Origin of the sequence: Streptococcus shenyangsis, from assembly GCF_006385785.1 — a bacterium.
GTDB lineage: Bacteria > Bacillota > Bacilli > Lactobacillales > Streptococcaceae > Streptococcus > Streptococcus shenyangsis.
Genome location: NZ_VFSH01000003.1, coordinates 33,642 through 52,089 on the forward strand (window position 1 = coordinate 33,642; position 18,448 = coordinate 52,089).

At 39.5% G+C, this 18,448-nt stretch carries 18 protein-coding genes; 16 read left to right on the forward strand and 2 right to left on the reverse strand.

The window, feature by feature from the left end:
* The first annotated feature begins 2 nt into the window (after positions 1-2).
* From recN to FJR77_RS03065, 16 genes are all read left to right on the forward strand, one after another.
* Positions 3-1,670 carry a DNA repair protein RecN gene (gene recN, locus FJR77_RS02990; RefSeq protein WP_140832556.1) on the forward strand — a complete coding sequence of 556 codons (1,668 nt, stop codon included), beginning with the start codon at positions 3-5 and terminating at the stop codon, positions 1,668-1,670.
* Between the two features lies 1 nt (position 1,671).
* Positions 1,672-2,400: a metallophosphoesterase family protein gene (locus FJR77_RS02995; RefSeq protein WP_140832559.1), complete on the forward strand. Its 729-nt coding sequence runs from the start codon at positions 1,672-1,674 to the stop codon at positions 2,398-2,400.
* A 78-nt stretch (positions 2,401-2,478) separates the two neighbouring features.
* Positions 2,479-4,302 (forward strand): translation elongation factor 4, encoded by a 1,824-nt coding sequence (gene lepA / locus FJR77_RS03000; protein WP_001047207.1) that lies wholly within the window; start codon positions 2,479-2,481, stop codon positions 4,300-4,302.
* A gap of 261 nt (positions 4,303-4,563) precedes the next feature.
* Positions 4,564-5,040 (forward strand): PTS sugar transporter subunit IIA, encoded by a 477-nt coding sequence (locus FJR77_RS03005; protein ID WP_000521980.1) that lies wholly within the window; start codon positions 4,564-4,566, stop codon positions 5,038-5,040.
* A 38-nt stretch (positions 5,041-5,078) separates the two neighbouring features.
* A complete protein-coding gene (locus tag FJR77_RS03010) occupies positions 5,079-5,384 on the forward strand; it encodes a PTS sugar transporter subunit IIB (RefSeq protein ID WP_000590547.1) in 306 nt (101 codons plus the stop codon).
* Between the two features lie 52 nt (positions 5,385-5,436).
* Positions 5,437-6,912, forward strand: coding sequence for a PTS galactitol transporter subunit IIC (locus FJR77_RS03015; RefSeq protein ID WP_000382514.1), 1,476 nt, complete (start codon positions 5,437-5,439; stop codon positions 6,910-6,912).
* A 101-nt stretch (positions 6,913-7,013) separates the two neighbouring features.
* Positions 7,014-7,910, forward strand: a complete 897-nt coding sequence (locus FJR77_RS03020; protein WP_140832562.1) for an aldose 1-epimerase family protein — start codon at positions 7,014-7,016, stop codon at positions 7,908-7,910.
* Between the two features lie 284 nt (positions 7,911-8,194).
* Positions 8,195-8,620, forward strand: coding sequence for a galactose-6-phosphate isomerase subunit LacA (gene lacA / locus FJR77_RS03025; RefSeq protein WP_000029277.1), 426 nt, complete (start codon positions 8,195-8,197; stop codon positions 8,618-8,620).
* Positions 8,621-8,768: 148 nt separating this feature from the next.
* Positions 8,769-9,284, forward strand: a complete 516-nt coding sequence (lacB, locus tag FJR77_RS03030; RefSeq protein ID WP_140832564.1) for a galactose-6-phosphate isomerase subunit LacB — start codon at positions 8,769-8,771, stop codon at positions 9,282-9,284.
* A 10-nt stretch (positions 9,285-9,294) separates the two neighbouring features.
* Positions 9,295-10,224 (forward strand): tagatose-6-phosphate kinase, encoded by a 930-nt coding sequence (locus tag FJR77_RS03035; RefSeq protein WP_060805560.1) that lies wholly within the window; start codon positions 9,295-9,297, stop codon positions 10,222-10,224.
* 1 nt (position 10,225) lies between these two features.
* On the forward strand, positions 10,226-11,206 hold the full coding sequence (gene lacD, locus FJR77_RS03040) for a tagatose-bisphosphate aldolase (RefSeq protein ID WP_140832567.1): 981 nt from the start codon (positions 10,226-10,228) through the stop codon (positions 11,204-11,206).
* A gap of 234 nt (positions 11,207-11,440) precedes the next feature.
* Positions 11,441-12,277 (forward strand): PRD domain-containing protein, encoded by an 837-nt coding sequence (locus tag FJR77_RS03045; protein ID WP_000285745.1) that lies wholly within the window; start codon positions 11,441-11,443, stop codon positions 12,275-12,277.
* A gap of 35 nt (positions 12,278-12,312) precedes the next feature.
* Entirely contained in the window at positions 12,313-12,630 is a 318-nt protein-coding gene (locus FJR77_RS03050; RefSeq protein WP_001078331.1) for a PTS lactose/cellobiose transporter subunit IIA, read from the forward strand.
* Entirely contained in the window at positions 12,630-14,321 is a 1,692-nt protein-coding gene (locus FJR77_RS03055; RefSeq protein ID WP_140832570.1) for a lactose-specific PTS transporter subunit EIIC, read from the forward strand. The genes FJR77_RS03050 and FJR77_RS03055 overlap by 1 nt, the downstream gene beginning before the upstream one ends.
* 337 nt (positions 14,322-14,658) lie before the next feature.
* A complete protein-coding gene (gene lacG / locus FJR77_RS03060) occupies positions 14,659-16,065 on the forward strand; it encodes a 6-phospho-beta-galactosidase (protein ID WP_140832574.1) in 1,407 nt (468 codons plus the stop codon).
* 42 nt (positions 16,066-16,107) lie between these two features.
* A complete protein-coding gene (locus FJR77_RS03065; RefSeq protein ID WP_140832577.1) occupies positions 16,108-16,365 on the forward strand; it encodes a DUF3884 family protein in 258 nt (85 codons plus the stop codon).
* Between the two features lie 103 nt (positions 16,366-16,468).
* On the opposite strand, the gene FJR77_RS03070 is transcribed toward FJR77_RS03065, so the two are convergent.
* Both FJR77_RS03070 and nrdF read right to left on the reverse strand, forming a co-directional pair.
* Complete coding sequence (locus FJR77_RS03070) at positions 16,469-17,236, reverse strand: DeoR/GlpR family DNA-binding transcription regulator (RefSeq protein ID WP_000917575.1); 768 nt, start codon at positions 17,234-17,236, stop codon at positions 16,469-16,471.
* Between the two features lie 142 nt (positions 17,237-17,378).
* Positions 17,379-18,341 (reverse strand): class 1b ribonucleoside-diphosphate reductase subunit beta, encoded by a 963-nt coding sequence (gene nrdF / locus FJR77_RS03075; protein ID WP_140832580.1) that lies wholly within the window; start codon positions 18,339-18,341, stop codon positions 17,379-17,381.
* Positions 18,342-18,448 lie beyond the last annotated feature (107 nt).

The window sequence follows — 18,448 nt, forward strand, 5'->3', positions numbered from 1 at the left end:
ATATGTTACTTGAAATTTCGATAAAAAACTTTGCCATTATTGAGGCTATTTCCCTCAATTTTGAAAAGGGGATGACTGTCTTGACTGGTGAAACGGGTGCAGGGAAGTCGATTATCATTGATGCCATGAATATGATGTTGGGAGCTCGTGCGACGACAGATGTTATTCGTCATGGTGCGCCAAAGGCAGAGATTGAGGGGCTTTTCTCCGTTGAGAATAGTCGCCTTTTGCAGGAAATTTTTAATGAGCAAGGTTTGGAATTGGGGGATGAGATTATCATCCGTCGAGAAATCTTGCAAAATGGTCGGAGTATTAGTCGTGTCAATGGCCAGATGGTCAATCTGTCTGTTTTGCGTGCTATTGGGCAACATCTGGTGGACATTCATGGTCAGCATGACCAAGAAGAGTTAATGCGACCTCAACTTCATATCCAGATGTTGGATGAATTTGGTGACGTAGCTTTTTGGGACTTGAAAGAAACCTATCAAACGAGTTTTGATGCCTATCGAAAAATGCGTAAGCAGGTTCTGGAAGTCAAGAAAAACCAACAGGAACACAAGGCTCGTATCGAAATGTTAGAATTTCAAATGGCAGAGATTGAGGCAGCCAACTTGCAAGCAGGTGAAGACTTGACTCTCAATCAAGAGCGAGATAAACTGCTCAACCATAAAAATATTGCTGATACGTTGACCAATGCCTACAGTATGTTGGACAATGAAGACTTTTCAAGTCTGGCCAATGTTCGTTCAGCCATGAATGACATGGAAAGTGTTGAAGAGTATGATCCTGAATACCGTGAAATTTCAAGCTCACTGTCTGAGACCTACTATGTCTTAGAAGACATTAGCAAGCGTATGGAAGCTATTATTGAGGACCTTGATTTTGACGGCAATCGTCTCATGCAGGTCGAGAATCGCTTGGACCTCCTTCATACTATTACCCGTAAGTATGGTGGGACTGTAGACGATGTCTTGCTTTATTTTGCTAAGATTACGGATGAATACAATCTCTTGACAGGTAATAACCTTTCGTCTGAGGACATGGAAGCAGAGCTTAAAAAATTGGAAGTCAATCTTGTCGACTTGGCAGGTCAGCTTGCATCTGCTCGTCATGACTTGGCTCAGCAGCTCGAAGCTGAGATTAAACAAGAACTGCAGGACCTTTATATGGAAAAAGCCCAGTTTCAGGTTCGTTTTAGCAAGGGGAAATTCAGTCGTGAGGGAAATGAAACGGTCGAATTTTACATTTCAACCAACCCTGGTGAAGACTTTAAACCCTTGGTTAAGGTTGCGTCTGGTGGGGAATTATCTCGTCTCATGCTAGCTATTAAGTCTGCCTTTTCACGTAAAGAGGGCAAGACTAGCATTGTCTTTGATGAGGTGGATACGGGAGTTTCAGGCCGTGTAGCTCAGGCTATTGCACAGAAGATTCACAAGATTGGTCAGCATGGTCAGGTCCTTGCTATTTCCCATTTGCCACAAGTGATTGCAATTGCGGATTATCAATTCTTTATTGAGAAGATTAGCAATGAGCATTCAACGGTTTCGACTGTTCGTCTCTTGACGGTTGAAGAGCGCGTGGAAGAAGTTGCCAAGATGTTGGCAGGTGATGATGTGACGGAAGCAGCCCTGACGCAAGCTAGAGAATTGTTGAGAAACAGGGAGAAATAAGATGACAGACTATTATGTAATTGGAGATGTTCATGGAAAAGCAGGGATGCTGGAAGACCTTCTCAAAACATGGGATGGTCAGACCCAGTTGCTCTTTCTAGGGGATTTGATTGACCGTGGTGAAGATAGTCGCCGTGTCCTAGAGATGGTTAAGGACTTAGTAGATAATCAAGGAGCTATCTGTTTGTCTGGAAATCATGAGTATATGTTTTTAACTTGGCTCGATGATCCTGAAGAAAGCTATGACCACTATCGTCGTAATGGTGGTGATACAACCATTAACTCTATCTTAGGTCGTCCTCTGGATGCACCAGTTGATGGAGTTGAGGATGCCAAGCGTGTTGCTACTGAAGCGGCAGACTTGGTCGAATTTGTTCGTCAAATGCCGTTTGTGGTAGAGACAGACAAGTATATCTTTGTGCACGCAGGTATTGATTTGACCTTAGACGACTGGCATGAAACCACAGATTACAAGAAAGTATGGCTTAGAAAACCATTCCACGAAGCAGAAAATCATACCGGAAAAATCATTGTCTTTGGTCATACACCGGTCTATGGTTTGTTAAAGCAAGAGCGTGGTACTGCTGAGCTTTGGACTACAGAAGATGGCAAGATTGGGATGGATGGAGGAGCTGTCTATGGTGGTGTCCTTCATGGGATTGTCTTTACTGACCAAGGAATGACAGAACACCACTTTATCGAAAATGACGGCTTTATCGCTGAAGATTAGTACTCCTAGCAGGGTATGGTCTTGTCAAAATGTCAAAAACAATTTATAATAAATAGATACCCTGAAAGGAAGAGAATCATGAACTTAGAAGAATTGAAAAAACGACAGGAGAAGATCCGTAACTTCTCTATTATCGCCCATATTGACCATGGAAAGTCGACTCTAGCAGATCGCATTTTGGAAAAGACAGAGACCGTTTCAAGTCGTGAAATGCAGGCCCAACTTTTGGATAGTATGGATTTAGAACGGGAACGTGGGATTACCATTAAACTCAACGCTATCGAGCTGAATTACACTGCAAAAGATGGCGAAACTTATATTTTCCATTTGATTGACACGCCGGGGCACGTGGACTTTACCTATGAAGTTTCGCGTTCGCTAGCTGCCTGCGAGGGAGCGATTTTGGTAGTTGATGCTGCCCAAGGGATTGAGGCTCAAACCCTTGCCAATGTTTATCTGGCCTTGGATAATGATTTGGAAATCATGCCAGTCATTAACAAGATTGATCTGCCAGCTGCAGATCCTGAGCGCGTGCGTACAGAGATTGAAGATGTCATTGGTTTGGATGCCAGTGAAGCAGTTTTGGCTTCTGCCAAGGCTGGTATTGGTATTGAAGAAATTCTCGAGCAAATCGTGGAAAAAGTGCCAGCACCAACGGGTGATGTGACGGCGCCTCTTAAGGCCTTGATTTTCGACTCGGTTTACGATGCTTACCGTGGGGTTATCCTTCAAGTGCGTGTCATGGATGGGGTGGTCAAACCTGGCGATAAGATTCAGCTTATGAGCAATGGTAAGACCTTTGATGTGACCGAAGTCGGTATTTTTACACCCAAAGCAGTTGGTCGTGATTTCCTTGCGACTGGTGACGTTGGTTATATTGCGGCTTCTATTAAGACAGTTCAGGACACTCGTGTGGGTGATACTGTTACCTTGGCAACCAATCCTGCAGCAGAGCCCTTACATGGCTACAAGCAGATGAATCCTATGGTCTTTGCAGGTCTCTATCCAATCGAATCAAACAAGTACAATGACCTTCGTGAAGCCCTTGAAAAATTGCAACTGAATGATGCTAGTCTTCAGTTTGAACCAGAAACATCTCAGGCACTTGGATTTGGTTTCCGTTGTGGTTTCCTTGGACTTCTCCATATGGATGTTATCCAAGAACGTTTGGAACGTGAGTTCAACATCGACCTCATCATGACAGCTCCGTCTGTTATCTATAAAGTAAATCTGACAGACGGCGAATCTATGGATGTGTCGAACCCGTCTGAGTTCCCAGACCCAACTAAGATTGCGACCATTGAAGAGCCTTATGTTAAAGCGCAAATCATGGTACCACAGGAGTTCGTCGGAGCAGTGATGGAATTAGCTCAGCGCAAGCGTGGGGACTTTGTGACGATGGACTATATCGATGACAATCGTGTTAATGTTATCTATCAAATTCCACTGGCTGAAATCGTCTTTGATTTCTTTGATAAGCTCAAGTCTTCAACTCGTGGTTATGCAAGCTTTGACTATGAATTGTCAGAGTACCGCCCATCTAAGCTGGTGAAAATGGATATCCTTCTCAACGGAGACAAGGTGGATGCCCTCAGCTTTATCGTTCACAAGGACTTTGCCTATGAACGTGGGAAACTCATCGTTGATAAGCTCAAGAAAATCATCCCTCGTCAACAATTTGAGGTGCCAATCCAAGCAGCTATTGGACACAAGATTGTGGCTCGTACAGATATCAAGGCCCTTCGTAAGAACGTACTTGCTAAGTGTTACGGTGGTGACGTTTCTCGTAAGCGTAAACTTCTAGAAAAACAAAAAGCTGGTAAGAAACGTATGAAAGCTATAGGATCAGTAGAAGTCCCACAAGAAGCCTTCCTCAGCGTCTTGAGTATGGATGAAGAATAGTTGTCATAATTGCTTTTCCTTGTTTACAGGAAATTTATATCAGAATCAATCGTAAAGCAGACTAAAATGGTCTGCTTTTTTCGATTCTGGAACATAAGAAATATTTTGGATGTTTGTTTAATTGTTTGTTTTTACATAACAAACTACAAAAACAACAAAAATATAAAAAAAGAGACAAAAAAAGAACAGAAAAATATTGACAACGGTTTCATATAGTGTTATACTTATAGCATAAAGTTAATGGAAAGAAGGGAAAACCTTATGGGATTAGATCATTTCTTTGACAAAAACCTTGTGTTTTGCTTAGAAGCGGATAATCAAGAACAACTCTTTGATCAGGTTGCAACTTTATTGGAAGAACGAGAAATCGTAACTCCAACTTATCGTGAAGCCTTGATCACGCGTGAAAAGTCATTTCCAACTGGCTTAGATATGGAATTTTTGGGTAAGGATTTGCCGAATGTAGCTATTCCTCACACAGATATTGTTCATAATCTAGCTGAAAAAGTTGTGGTTGTTCGATTAGAAAAACCAGTGACTTTCCACAATATGATTGCGCCAGATAAGGAAGTAGAAGTATCCTTGCTCTTCTTTATCATTAATAACTCAAGTTCAAGTCAAACGAACATTCTTGCTCAGTTGATGGACTTCTTTACTGGAAATGGTCATCTTGAAGACCTATCAAAAATTTCAGAACCAGAAGCCCTATATGCTTATATAGCTGAAGCAACTGCATAATCTTGTCTATTAAAAATATTAAATCGGAGGAAATCCATATGATTAAAATTCTTGCTGCCTGCGGTGCAGGTGTTAACTCAAGCCACCAAATTAAAAGTGCTCTTGAAGAAGAACTTTCAAACCGCGGTTTTGATGTTCACTGTGATGCAGTAATGGTTAAAGACGTTAACGAAGACCTTATCAAAGGTTATGATATCTTCACACCAATTGCCGCGACAGACCTTGGTTTTGACCCAGGTATTCCAGTAATCGAAGCTGGACCAATCTTGTTCCGTATCCCAGCGATGAGTGCTCCAGTATTTGACAATATTGAAGCAGCCATTAAAGAACACGGATTAAGCTAATAAATACTTTATTTAGTTAACATTCATACAACATAAAAAGGGAGGAACTATTATGGATGTCATTATCGAACTAGCCAATAAGCTGTTCAAACCTATCTTGGACATGGGTGGACCAATCATCATGCTGATCATTTTGACAGTATTGGCTCTACTTTTTGGAGTGAAATTCTCCAAAGCGCTAGAAGGTGGTATTAAACTTGCCATCGCTCTTACAGGTATCGGGGCTATCATCGGAATGTTGAACGGTGCTTTCTCAGCATCACTTGCAAAATTCGTTGAAAACACTGGTATTCAATTGAACATCACCGACGTTGGTTGGGCGCCACTTGCCACAATCACTTGGGGATCTGCTTGGACACTTTACTTCTTGCTCATCATGTTGATTGTCAACGTAGTGATGCTTGCTATGAAGAAAACTGACACACTTGATGTTGATATCTTTGATATCTGGCACTTGTCTATCACAGGTCTTTTGATTAAATGGTATGCAGACAACAATGGTGTGAGCCAAGGAGTTTCACTCTTCATCGCTACTGCAGCAGTTGTACTTGTTGGGGTTCTTAAAATTATCAACTCTGACTTGATGAAACCTACATTCGATGACCTTCTTAACGCACCAAGTTCATCACCAATGACTTCAACTCACATGAACTACATGATGAACCCAGTTATCATGGTTTTGGATAAGATTTTTGAAAAATTCTTCCCAGGTCTTGATAAATATGACTTTGATGCCGCTAAATTGAACAAGAAAATCGGTTTCTGGGGATCTAAATTCTTCATCGGTTTCATCCTTGGTATCGTTATCGGTTTGATGGGGACTCCACATCCTGTTGAAGGACTTAAAGATGCTGCAAACTGGCAAGAAGTTATCAAAGGTTGGTTGTCTCTTGGTTTGACAGCCGGTGTAGCTTTGGAACTCTTCTCACTAATCGGTTCATGGTTCATTGCTGCCGTAGAACCACTTTCACAAGGTATTACAAACGTTGCTACTAAACGTTTGGAAGGACGTAAGTTTAATATCGGTCTTGACTGGCCATTCATCGCTGGTCGTGCTGAAATCTGGGCTTGTGCCAACGTACTTGCACCAATCATGTTGATTGAAGCTGTGCTTCTTTCAAAAGTCGGAAATGGTATTTTGCCACTTGCAGGTATCATCGCTATGGGTGTTACTCCAGCTCTCTTGGTTGTAACTCGTGGTAAATTACTCCGTATGATTATCTTCGGAACACTCTTGTTGCCACTCTTCCTTCTTTCAGGTACACTTATCGCACCATTTGCGACAGAACTTGCTAAAGGTGTAGGTGCCTTCCCAGAAGGTGTGAGCCAAACGCAATTGATTACTCACTCAACTCTTGAAGGACCAATCGAAAAACTTCTTGGTTGGACAATTGGTAACACTACAACTGGTGATATCAAAGCAATCCTTGGTGCTGTAGTCTTCCTTGTATTCTATATCGGTATCTTTGCTTGGTACAGAAAACAAATGATCAAACGTAACGAAGAGTACGCAGCAAAAGCAAAATAATGCGCTCCTATAAAATGTAAATTGTTAAGGCTAGGTTGTCATTTTCCTGATAGGAGTGACAGCCTAGTTTTTTATAAACTATCAAGAAATCGGAGAAAATAATGGTAATTGAATTAAAATCAGAACAATTAAGAGTTCAATTTAACAGTTTTGGTGGGGCTCTTTCTTCTATAAAAGATGCTGAGGGACTTGAGTATTTGTGGCAAGGGGATGCCACTTATTGGAGTGGACAAGCTCCTGTTCTCTTCCCCATCTGTGGTTCATTGAGAGAGGATACAGCACTCTATATAGATGAGAAGGGACAAGAAAGCCAAGGAAAGATTCCTCGTCATGGTTTGGTTCGTAAGAAAGAATTTGAATTAGTTGAACAGACAGACAAGAGTGTAACTTTTGCAATTGAAGACGATGAGAATAGCTATCAAAACTATCCTTATCATTTCCGCCTAGAAATCACTTATATCCTTACTGGCAAGACAGTACGAACTCAATACAAAATATTTAATAAAGAAACTAGTAAGGTCCTGCCTTACTTTATTGGTGGACATCCAGGATTTAATTGTCCTCTACTGGATGATGAAGTCTATGAAGACTACTATTTAGAGTTTGAGAAGGAAGAGACTTGCTCTGTTCCACGTCCTTTCCCAGAAACGGGTATGCTGGATTTTCAAGATAGAAGTCCATGGCTAGAGGGTCAAAAAGAATTAGATCTTAATTATGATCTTTTCAGCACGGATGCAGTCACCTTAGATGAATTGCAATCTAGAACAATTGCGCTTCGTTCTCGTAAACATGATAAGGGATTGAAAGTGCACTTTGCAGAGTTCTCAAATCTCATTATCTGGTCAACTTTGAATAAAGGACCTTTCATTGCTTTTGAACCATGGTCAGGCTTGTCAACATCCCTTGACGAAGGAGATCATCTAGAAGATAAGAAGAATGTTCGTCTCCTAGAACCTGGTCAAGTGGATCAAATTGGTTTTGACATCGAAATTTTTTAGTTAAAAAACACAAAAACAAACATTAACTGTTGACTTTTTCAGGAAATAGGAGTATATTATGTTTGTAAGCAACAAATGATGTTTGTAACAAACAAATAATCACTTGTTATATTCTCTTTCGTGGAGAAGGATTATTTCTAGGAAACTGGTTTCCTAAACTTGAATAAGGTGTCATTCATCTCATTCAATCCAATTTGTCAATAAACTGCTAGAAAGCTTTTGTAGGTAAACTGCTAACTATAAGAGGTTTTACTAGCCTAGAAAAATAAAAAGGAGTATACAATATGTCTATTGTTATCGGTGCAGATGCTGCAGGTTTGAGATTGAAAGAAGTTGTGAAAGACTTCTTGGAAAAAGAAAACTTCCACGTTGTGGATGTTACAGCTGAAGGTCAAGACTTTGTCGATGTGACTCTTGCTGTTGCTGCAGAAGTAAACAAAGAAGAACAAAACCTTGGTATCGTGATTGATGCTTATGGAGCTGGTCCATTTATGGTTGCAACTAAGATCAAAGGAATGGTCGCTGCAGAAGTATCTGACGAACGTTCAGCTTATATGACTCGTGGTCACAACAACTCACGTATGATCACTATGGGTGCACAACTTGTTGGTGATGAATTAGCTAAAAACATCGCTAAAGGATTTGTTAACGGTAAATACGATGGTGGACGTCACCAAATTAGGGTCGATATGTTGAACAAAATGTGCTAATACTCTTCAAAAATCAAGATAATCTGTTGTCAGCTCACTTTAGCTAACCTCAGTTATGCTTGCAGCTCGCTTCCTAAGCTAATCTTGATTTTTTTTGAGTAGGGATAAATGATATTAGATTTATATAATTAATCGGAGGGAATAACTAATGAGAATTGCAATTGGATGTGACCACATCGTAACAGATGAAAAAATGGCGGTTTCAGAATTTTTGAAATCAAAAGGATATGAAGTCATTGACTTTGGTACATATGACCATACACGTACTCACTACCCAATCTTTGGTAAAAAAGTAGGGGAAGCTGTAACTAGCGGTCAAGCTGATCTTGGGGTATGTATCTGTGGTACTGGTGTTGGTATCAACAACGCTGTAAATAAAGTTCCAGGTGTCCGTTCTGCCTTGGTTCGTGATATGACAACAGCCCTTTATGCTAAAGAACAATTAAATGCCAACGTTATTGGTTTTGGTGGTAAGATTACTGGTGAATTGCTTATGTGTGATATCATCGAAGCTTTCATCCATGCTGAATACAAACCATCTGAAGAAAACAAGAAATTGATTGCGAAAATTGAACACCTTGAAAGTCACAATGTTCAACAAACAGACGCAAACTTCTTCACTGAATTCCTTGAAAAATGGGATCGCGGAGAATACCACGACTAAGAGGTGACCTATGATTTTAACAGTCACAATGAACCCGTCCATCGATATTTCCTATCCTTTGGATGAGTTGAAGATCGATACTGTCAATCGTGTGGTAGATGTAACCAAAACGGCTGGTGGTAAGGGCCTCAATGTTACACGAGTACTTTCAGAATTTGGAGACTCTGTGCTTGCTACTGGTTTAGTGGGTGGCAAACTTGGTGAGTTTTTGGTTGAAAATATTGATGATAATGTTAAGAAAGATTTCTTTTCTATTCAGGGAGAAACTCGTAACTGTATCGCTATTCTTCACGGAGACAACCAAACAGAAGTTCTTGAAAAAGGTCCTGAAGTATTGGAACAGGAAGGTCAAGACTTTTTGGAACATTTTAAAAATCTCCTAGAGTCAGTTGAAGTAGTAGCTATCTCAGGTAGTCTGCCGGCTGGCCTTCCAGTTGATTACTATGCGAGCTTGGTAGAACTTGCTAATCAAGCTGGTAAGCCTGTTGTTTTGGACTGCTCTGGTGCAGCACTTCAGGCGGTTCTTGAATCACCACATAAACCCACAGTAATCAAACCAAATAATGAGGAATTGTCTCAGCTTCTTGGAAGAGAAGTTTCTGAGGATTTGGATGAATTAAAAGAAGTACTTCAAGAACCTTTGTTTGCAGGTATTGAATGGATTATCGTTTCACTTGGTGCTAACGGTGCCTTTGCCAAACATGGTGATATTTTCTACAAGGTAGATATTCCTAGAATTCAGGTGGTAAATCCTGTTGGATCTGGAGACTCTACTGTGGCAGGAATTTCTTCAGGACTTCTTCATAAAGAATCGGATGCAGAATTACTCATCAAGGCAAATGTCCTTGGTATGCTCAATGCTCAAGAAAAAATGACTGGTCATGTCAACATGGCCAACTATCAAGCTCTATATGATCAATTAATAGTAAAAGAGGTATAAAATGGCTTTAACAGAACAAAAACGTGCACGCTTAGAAAAACTTTCTGATGAAAATGGTATCATCTCAGCTCTTGCTTTTGACCAACGTGGTGCTTTGAAACGCCTCATGGCTCAACACCAAACAGAAGAACCAACAGTGGATCAAATGGAAGAACTGAAAGTCTTGGTTGCAGATGAATTGACTAAATACGCTTCATCTATGCTTCTTGACCCTGAGTATGGACTTCCAGCTACTAAAGCTCTTGATGAAAAAGCTGGTCTTCTCCTTGCTTATGAAAAAACAGGTTATGACACAACAAGTACAAAACGCTTGCCAGACTGCTTGGATGTTTGGTCTGCAAAACGTATTAAAGAAGAAGGTGCAGATGCAGTTAAATTCTTGCTTTACTATGATGTAGATAGCTCAGATGAACTCAACCAAGAAAAACAAGCTTACATTGAACGTATCGGTTCTGAGTGTGTGGCTGAAGACATCCCATTCTTCCTTGAAATCCTTGCTTACGATGAAAAAATTGCTGACGCAGGTTCTGTAGAATATGCGAAAGTAAAACCACACAAAGTTATCGGTGCTATGAAAGTCTTCTCAGACCCACGCTTTAACATTGATGTCTTGAAAGTAGAAGTTCCTGTTAACATTAAATATGTTGAAGGCTTCGCTGAAGGTGAAGTAGTTTATACACGTGAAGAAGCAGCAGCCTTCTTCAAAGCTCAAGATGAAGCAACAAACTTGCCATACATCTACTTGAGTGCTGGTGTATCAGCTAAACTTTTCCAAGATACTCTTGTATTTGCTCATGAATCAGGTGCAAACTTCAACGGAGTTCTTTGTGGCCGTGCTACATGGGCTGGTTCAGTTGAAGCTTACATCAAAGATGGTGAAGCAGCAGCTCGCGAATGGCTTCGCACAACTGGATTTGAAAACATTGACGAACTCAACAAAGTTCTTCAAACAACAGCAACTTCATGGAAAGAACGCGTGTAAGAAAGTCCTCCTAGGTTAGGAACATGAATCTAAAAATTTTTAAAAAAAAGTTGTATGTAAAGGTTTACAAAACAACTTACTTGTGCTATACTTAAATCACAAGTTAATACAAGGTGAGTGTTACTAAGTAATATTAGGCATGATCACAGGTGAATTAGAAATCGGCTGATTTTCTAGTTCATTTGTGGTCATTTTTTATACTCATATACCTTTAAAATATAAAAGGAGGTTGACATGTATCGAATTCTAAATCCAATGAATCACAATGTTTCACTTGTCAGAAATTATAAAGGAGAAGAGGTGATTGTAATTGGTAAGGGGATTGCATTCGGAAAGAAGAAGGGGGATTTGATTGCTGAACATCAGGTTGAGAAAATCTTTCGGATGAAGACCGAAGAGTCCAGAGAAAACTTTATGGCTCTCCTCAAAGATGTTCCGCTTGATTTTATCACAGTGACCTATGAGATTATTGATAAGCTTTCCAAGAAATATCACTATCCGATTCAAGAGTATCTCTATGTAACCTTGACAGATCATATTTACTGTTCTTACCAAGCTCTAACACAAGGAAGGTACAAGGATAGTAATCTGCCAGATATTTCTACCAAGTATCCTGTCGCTTTTCGAATTGCAAGTGAGGCTTTTGAAATTTATCGTCAGAAGCTAGCAGATCATTTTCCTGAGGACGAAATTATTCGGATTGCTTATCATTTCATCAATGCTGAGGGTGAGAATGAAGTCCAAATGGTTGAATCGATTGATAAAAGGAAAGAAATTCTCAGAAATGTTGAGGAAGTGCTAAAGGGTTATGCAATTCAACGAACTAAAGAGAATAACCATTTCTATGATCGCTTTATGATCCATTTGAATTATTTCTTGGATTATTTGGATAGATCCAGAGATGATAATCAATCACTTCTAGATATGGAAGACCATATCAAACAATCTTATCCAAAAGCATTCGAAGTTGGCTCCAAGATTTACGATGTAATTACGCAACATACGGGTCTTGATTTGTATAAAAGTGAACGAGTTTATCTAGTTCTACATATCCAACGTTTATTGTCATAAAAATTTAATTAAAAATATATAAGGAGAATTCTATCATGAATAGAGAAGAAGTAACATTGTTAGGTTTTGAAATCGTAGCCTATGCTGGCGATGCTCGTTCAAAACTATTGGAAGCCTTGAAGGCTGCTGAAGCTGGTGATTTTGAAAAAGCGGACGCTCTGGTAGAGGAAGCTGGTAGCTGTATTGCAGAGGCTCATCACGCTCAAACAAGTCTATTGACTAAGGAAGCTTCTGGTGAAGACTTAGCTTATAGTGTGACCATGATGCATGGCCAAGACCACTTGATGACAACCATCTTGTTAAAAGATTTGATGCACCACTTAATCGAACTCTACAAGAGAGGAGTTAAATAATGAATAAACTCATTGCATTTATTGAGAAAGGAAAGCCTTTCTTTGAGAAACTATCTCGTAATATCTATCTTCGTGCTATTCGTGATGGTTTTATTGCAGGTATGCCTGTTATTCTCTTCTCAAGTATCTTTATCTTGATTGCTTTTGTACCAAACTCATGGGGCTTTAAATGGTCTGATGAAGTTGTAGCTTTTCTGATGAAACCTTACAGCTATTCAATGGGAATTCTGGCTCTCTTAGTAGCTGGTACAACTGCCAAGTCATTGACGGACTCAGTTAACCGTAGCATGGAGAAAACAAATCAAATCAACTATATGTCAACATTGTTGGCAGCAATTGTTGGTTTGTTGATGTTGGCAGCTGACCCTATCGAAAATGGTCTAGCTACTGGATTCTTGGGGACAAAAGGTTTGCTTTCAGCCTTCCTTGCTGCCTTTGTTACTGTAGCCATCTATAAGGTTTGTGTTAAGAACAACGTCACTATTCGTATGCCTGACGAAGTTCCACCAAATATCTCACAAGTCTTTAAAGATGTGATTCCATTCACTCTCTCAGTTGTTTCACTTTATGCTCTTGATTTACTAGCTCGTCATTTTGTGGGTGCAAGCGTAGCTGAATCAATCGGTAAATTCTTTGCACCGTTATTCTCTGCAGCTGATGGCTATCTTGGTATTACCATTATCTTTGGTGCTTTTGCCTTCTTCTGGTTTGTTGGGATTCATGGTCCATCTATCGTTGAACCAGCTATCGCAGCTATTACCTATGCCAATGCCGAAGTCAACTTGAACCTTCTCCAACAAGGGATGCACGCTGACAAGATTCTTACTTCTGGTACACAAATGTTTATCGTTACCATGGGTGGTACTGGTGCGACACTGGTTGTTCCATTCATGTTCATGTGGTTAACGAAATCAAAACGTAACCGTGCAATCGGACGTGCTTCAGTAGTTCCTACCTTCTTCGGTGTAAATGAACCAATCTTGTTTGGTGCACCACTTGTATTGAACCCAATCTTCTTCATTCCATTTATCTTTGCTCCAATCGTAAACGTATGGATCTTTAAATTCTTTATTGAAACACTTGGAATGAACTCATTCACTGCTAATCTACCATGGACAACTCCAGCTCCACTAGGTCTAGTTCTTGGAACTAACTTCCAAGTTCTATCATTCATTCTTGCTGCCCTTCTAATCGTGGTTGACGTAATCATTTACTATCCATTCCTTAAAGTATATGATGAACAAATTCTCGAAGAAGAGCGTTCAGGTAAGTCTAATGATGAATTGAAAGACAAAGTTGCTGCCAACTTCAACACTGCAAAAGCAGATGCTATTCTTGAAAAAGCGGGTGTAGAAGCAACACAAAATACCATCACTGAAGAAACAAATGTCCTCGTTCTCTGTGCAGGTGGAGGTACAAGTGGACTTCTTGCAAATGCTTTGAACAAGGCAGCTGCAGAATACAATGTCCCTGTGAAAGCAGCAGCAGGTGGCTATGGTGCTCACCGTGAAATGTTACCAGAGTTTGATCTAGTTATCCTTGCCCCTCAAGTTGCTTCAAACTTTGAAGACATGAAAGCAGAAACAGATAAGCTCGGTATTAAACTTGCGAAAACAGAAGGCGCTCAATACATCAAATTAACTCGTGATGGAAAAGGTGCTCTAGCATTTGTACAAGCGCAATTTGATTAACGATAGGGACTCTGAAATAGTCTCCTCTCGTTACGGAAATCGCTATGTTGAATTTCCTAATCGCCTTATTAATTCGTCGGTAAAAAGACATCGTTTTTACTTCCTCATGTCACAATTCGATTAAGGCTAGGGACTCTGAAATAGTCTCCTATCGTTACGGAAATCGCTATGGCGAATTTCCTAATCGCCTTGTTAATTCGTTGGTAAAAAGATAACGTTTTACCTCCTCATGTCACAATTCGGTGACTTGGTACAAAAAGTGAGATGGAGAAGGATGGCTCACTGACTCCTCTCCTCTCACTTTTACTTTATTTAAATCAAGAAATAGGTGAAAAAAATGACAAAAACATTACCAAAAGACTTTATTTTTGGTGGCGCAACAGCTGCCTATCAAGCAGAAGGTGCTACACATACTGATGGTAAAGGACCAGTAGCGTGGGATAAATATCTTGAAGATAACTACTGGTACACTGCAGAACCAGCCAGTGACTTTTACAATCGATATCCAGTTGACCTCAAGCTAGCAGAAGAGTATGGTGTCAATGGTATTCGAATTTCTATTGCCTGGTCACGTATTTTCCCGACTGGTTATGGTCAAGTAAATGCTAAAGGTGTTGAGTTTTATCATAATCTATTTGCAGAGTGTCACAAACGTCATGTTGAGCCCTTTGTAACTCTTCATCACTTTGACACGCCAGAAGCTCTCCACTCAAATGGAGACTTCTTAAACCGTGAAAATATTGAACACTTTGTAGAATATGCGGCTTTCTGTTTTGAAGAATTCCCAGAAGTTAACTATTGGACAACCTTTAATGAAATTGGGCCAATCGGTGATGGTCAATACTTGGTTGGTAAATTCCCTCCAGGTATTCAATACGACCTTGCCAAAGTTTTCCAATCCCATCACAATATGATGGTGTCGCATGCACGTGCAGTCAAGCTATATAAAGATAAAGGCTATAAAGGTGAAATTGGTGTTGTTCACGCACTGCCAACCAAATATCCTTTAGATCCTAAAAATCCAGCAGATGTTCGTGCAGCTGAGTTGGAAGATATTATTCACAACAAATTTATTTTGGATGCAACTTATCTAGGTTGCTATTCCGATGAAACCATGGAAGGTGTCAACCATATCTTATCAGTCAATGGTGGTAGTTTGGATCTTCGTGACGAAGACTTTGCAGCACTTGAAGCAGCTAAAGATTTGAACGACTTCCTTGGAATTAATTACTACATGAGTGACTGGATGGAAGCATTTGATGGCGAGACAGAAATCATCCATAATGGTAAGGGTGAGAAAGGAAGCTCTAAATACCAAATCAAAGGTGTGGGTCGTCGTGTAGCTCCTGACTATGTACCACGTACGGATTGGGATTGGATTATCTACCCTCAAGGTTTATATAACCAAATCATGCGCGTGAAGAAAGATTATCCTAACTATAAGAAAATCTACATCACTGAAAATGGTCTTGGATATAAAGATGAGTTCGTTGATAATACTGTTTACGATGATGGTCGTATTGATTACGTGAAGCAACACTTGGAAGTCTTGTCTGATGCTATTGCAGATGGCGCTAATGTAAAAGGTTACTTCATTTGGTCATTGATGGATGTCTTCTCTTGGTCAAATGGATATGAGAAACGTTACGGTCTCTTCTATGTAGACTTTGAAACTCAAGAACGTTATCCTAAGAAGTCAGCTCATTGGTACAAAAAAGTAGCGGAAAGTCAGATTATAGACTAGTAGAATGAGTAATTAGATATAGAATTTTAGTGAGGCAAAAAGATGTTCAAAGATTTTATCCAATCTATTTATGAAAAAGTTTATATTATCAATTTTGATAAATGTTCTCAAATACCTTGTTTAACTAATGAGGAGATGAAAAAACTTGGGAAATGGTATGTCTCTACTGGTAAAGAATGGATTTGTCATTCAGACTATGAGCTGGAAGAATTTAAAAATATCTTTTTAAATTTTATCAGTCCTGAAGAACGGGATAATATCTCCTTTGATTCAGATTTTATGCCGTTTCAACAATCATAAAGAATCTAGAAAACTCTTTGTAAAAATCTTCATCCAAAAATGCGTCATATCAAGATTCTTATTTTCTTGATATGACGCATTTTATTTTTATTAATCCTCAGTTTTATGGTTTAGAAAGAATAATTTTTGTTTGTTTTGAAAGTTGTTCAAACGTTTCTTTGCTCAGTTTAGAATCTGAAACGATGGTATCAATATCAGAGATATTGTAGAAGGTATAAAAATCAAATTTATTGAACTTACTATTGTCAGCTAGTAAGTATTTTTTATTGGAATTGTTGAGGGCGATACGTTGTGATTCACCTTCCTCTTCACTAAAGGTCGCAATCGCATTGTCCTGAATACCATTACAGCTAACGAAAGCTTTAGAAAATTGAAGATTGGCTAAGTTTTGCAAGGTTAGTGTTCCCACAAATGCTCCAGTGATAGAGCGATAGTTTCCACCGATTAAAATCAAATCTGTTAGTTTTCGTTCGTTTAAGATGAGAAAGACTGGTAAACTGTTTGTTACAACACGAATATTATCAATTGGAAGTTCACGGGCAAAAGATTCTAAGGTGGTACCAGGGCCGATAAAAATAGTTTCACCCTCATCAATTAAATGGCCTGCAAAACGACTAATTTCTTGTTTTTCTGCAATCTGTAAGCTTTGTTTTTCAATATTGGAACGTTCATTGTTTAAAATGGAGCCTGTGCGAATTTTTTCAGCTCCCCCGTGCACTCGAACCAGTAGATCTTTGTCTGCTAACTCTTGCAAGTAGCGTCTAGCAGTCATATCTGATACATCCAAGCGAGTCATGATTTCTTTTACAGTAATAGTTCCCTTTGTATTTACCGTTTCTAGAATATTATCTAGTTTTTCCTGCTTTAACATCGTTATCACCTCTATTTCTATTACTATTTTATCATAAAGTGTTCAATCAATCAATTTAAAAAACAAAAGAAAACAAAAACAAAAATATCATGGTTGTTTTAAACAAACCATGATATTTGTTATCAGTTCTGGGATAATTGAATTAGTCCAAACCGTAGTTGTAGTCATCGTCTTGCATGGCTTCAACTTCGCCAAGAAGGTAACCATTTCCGACTTGAGAGAAGAAGTCGTGGTTGGAAGTTCCTGTTGAAATACCGTTCATAACGATTGGGTTGACATCATCAGCTGAGTCTGGGAAGAGTGGATCTTGTCCCAGGTTCATGAGTGCCTTGTTAGCATTGTAGCGAAGGAAGGTTTTGACTTCTTCCGTCCAACCAACACCGTCATAGAGGCTTTCTGTATAGCCTTCTTCGTTCTCGTAGAGAGTGTAGAGCAGATCGTACATCCATTCTTTTAGCTTTTCTTGCTCTTCTTCAGGCAATTCATTGAAACCAAGTTGGAATTTATAACCAATGTAAGTTCCGTGAACAGACTCATCTCGGATAATCAGTTTGATGATTTCCGCAACGTTGGCTAGCTTGTTGTTACCGAGATAGTAGAGGGGAGTGAAGAAACCAGAGTAGAAGAGGAAGGTTTCGAGGAAGACGCTGGCAACTTTCTTTTCAAGTGGGCTACCGTTTAGGTAGATTTCGTTGACAATCTCAGCCTTCTTTTGTAGGTAAGGATTGGTATTGGTCCATTCGAAAATGTCTTCAATCTCAGCCTTAGTATTCAAGGTAGAAAAGATTGATGAGTAAGATTTTGCGTGGACAGATTCCATAAATTGGATGTTATTGAAAACAGCTTCCTCATGTGGTGTACGGATGTCTCCACGAAGGGCTTGCACCCCAGTTTCAGATTGCATAGTGTCGAGAAGGGTTAAACCACCAAAGACTTTTCCGACCAAGTCTTTCTCTTTGTTAGATAGCTTTCTCCAGTCATCCAAGTCGTTTGACAAGGGAATACGTGTATCGAGCCAGAATTGCTCTGTTAGTTTTTCCCAAGTTGATTTGTCGATGACATCTTCGATGGCATTCCAGTTAATGGCTTTGTAGTAAGTTTCCATTTAAAATCTCTTTCTGTATGTAATAATGCGATTATCGGATCATCTCTATTTTATCATAGTCTGAGAAGAGTATCGCACAAAAAGTCGGAAGACCGACTTTTTAGTTT

Excerpts from the sequence above, each read along its gene's own strand:
- recN (WP_140832556.1), top strand. The coding sequence starts at position 3 with ATGTTACTTGAAATTTCGATAAAAAACTTTGCCATTATTGAGGCTATT.
- FJR77_RS02995 (WP_140832559.1), top strand. The coding sequence starts at position 1,672 with ATGACAGACTATTATGTAATTGGAGATGTTCATGGAAAAGCAGGGATG.
- lepA (WP_001047207.1), top strand. The coding sequence starts at position 2,479 with ATGAACTTAGAAGAATTGAAAAAACGACAGGAGAAGATCCGTAACTTC.
- FJR77_RS03005 (WP_000521980.1), top strand. The coding sequence starts at position 4,564 with ATGGGATTAGATCATTTCTTTGACAAAAACCTTGTGTTTTGCTTAGAA.
- FJR77_RS03010 (WP_000590547.1), top strand. The coding sequence starts at position 5,079 with ATGATTAAAATTCTTGCTGCCTGCGGTGCAGGTGTTAACTCAAGCCAC.
- FJR77_RS03015 (WP_000382514.1), top strand. The coding sequence starts at position 5,437 with ATGGATGTCATTATCGAACTAGCCAATAAGCTGTTCAAACCTATCTTG.
- FJR77_RS03020 (WP_140832562.1), top strand. The coding sequence starts at position 7,014 with ATGGTAATTGAATTAAAATCAGAACAATTAAGAGTTCAATTTAACAGT.
- lacA (WP_000029277.1), top strand. The coding sequence starts at position 8,195 with ATGTCTATTGTTATCGGTGCAGATGCTGCAGGTTTGAGATTGAAAGAA.
- lacB (WP_140832564.1), top strand. The coding sequence starts at position 8,769 with ATGAGAATTGCAATTGGATGTGACCACATCGTAACAGATGAAAAAATG.
- FJR77_RS03035 (WP_060805560.1), top strand. The coding sequence starts at position 9,295 with ATGATTTTAACAGTCACAATGAACCCGTCCATCGATATTTCCTATCCT.
- lacD (WP_140832567.1), top strand. The coding sequence starts at position 10,226 with ATGGCTTTAACAGAACAAAAACGTGCACGCTTAGAAAAACTTTCTGAT.
- FJR77_RS03045 (WP_000285745.1), top strand. The coding sequence starts at position 11,441 with ATGTATCGAATTCTAAATCCAATGAATCACAATGTTTCACTTGTCAGA.
- FJR77_RS03050 (WP_001078331.1), top strand. The coding sequence starts at position 12,313 with ATGAATAGAGAAGAAGTAACATTGTTAGGTTTTGAAATCGTAGCCTAT.
- FJR77_RS03055 (WP_140832570.1), top strand. The coding sequence starts at position 12,630 with ATGAATAAACTCATTGCATTTATTGAGAAAGGAAAGCCTTTCTTTGAG.
- lacG (WP_140832574.1), top strand. The coding sequence starts at position 14,659 with ATGACAAAAACATTACCAAAAGACTTTATTTTTGGTGGCGCAACAGCT.
- FJR77_RS03065 (WP_140832577.1), top strand. The coding sequence starts at position 16,108 with ATGTTCAAAGATTTTATCCAATCTATTTATGAAAAAGTTTATATTATC.
- FJR77_RS03070 (WP_000917575.1), bottom strand. The coding sequence starts at position 17,236 with ATGTTAAAGCAGGAAAAACTAGATAATATTCTAGAAACGGTAAATACA.
- nrdF (WP_140832580.1), bottom strand. The coding sequence starts at position 18,341 with ATGGAAACTTACTACAAAGCCATTAACTGGAATGCCATCGAAGATGTC.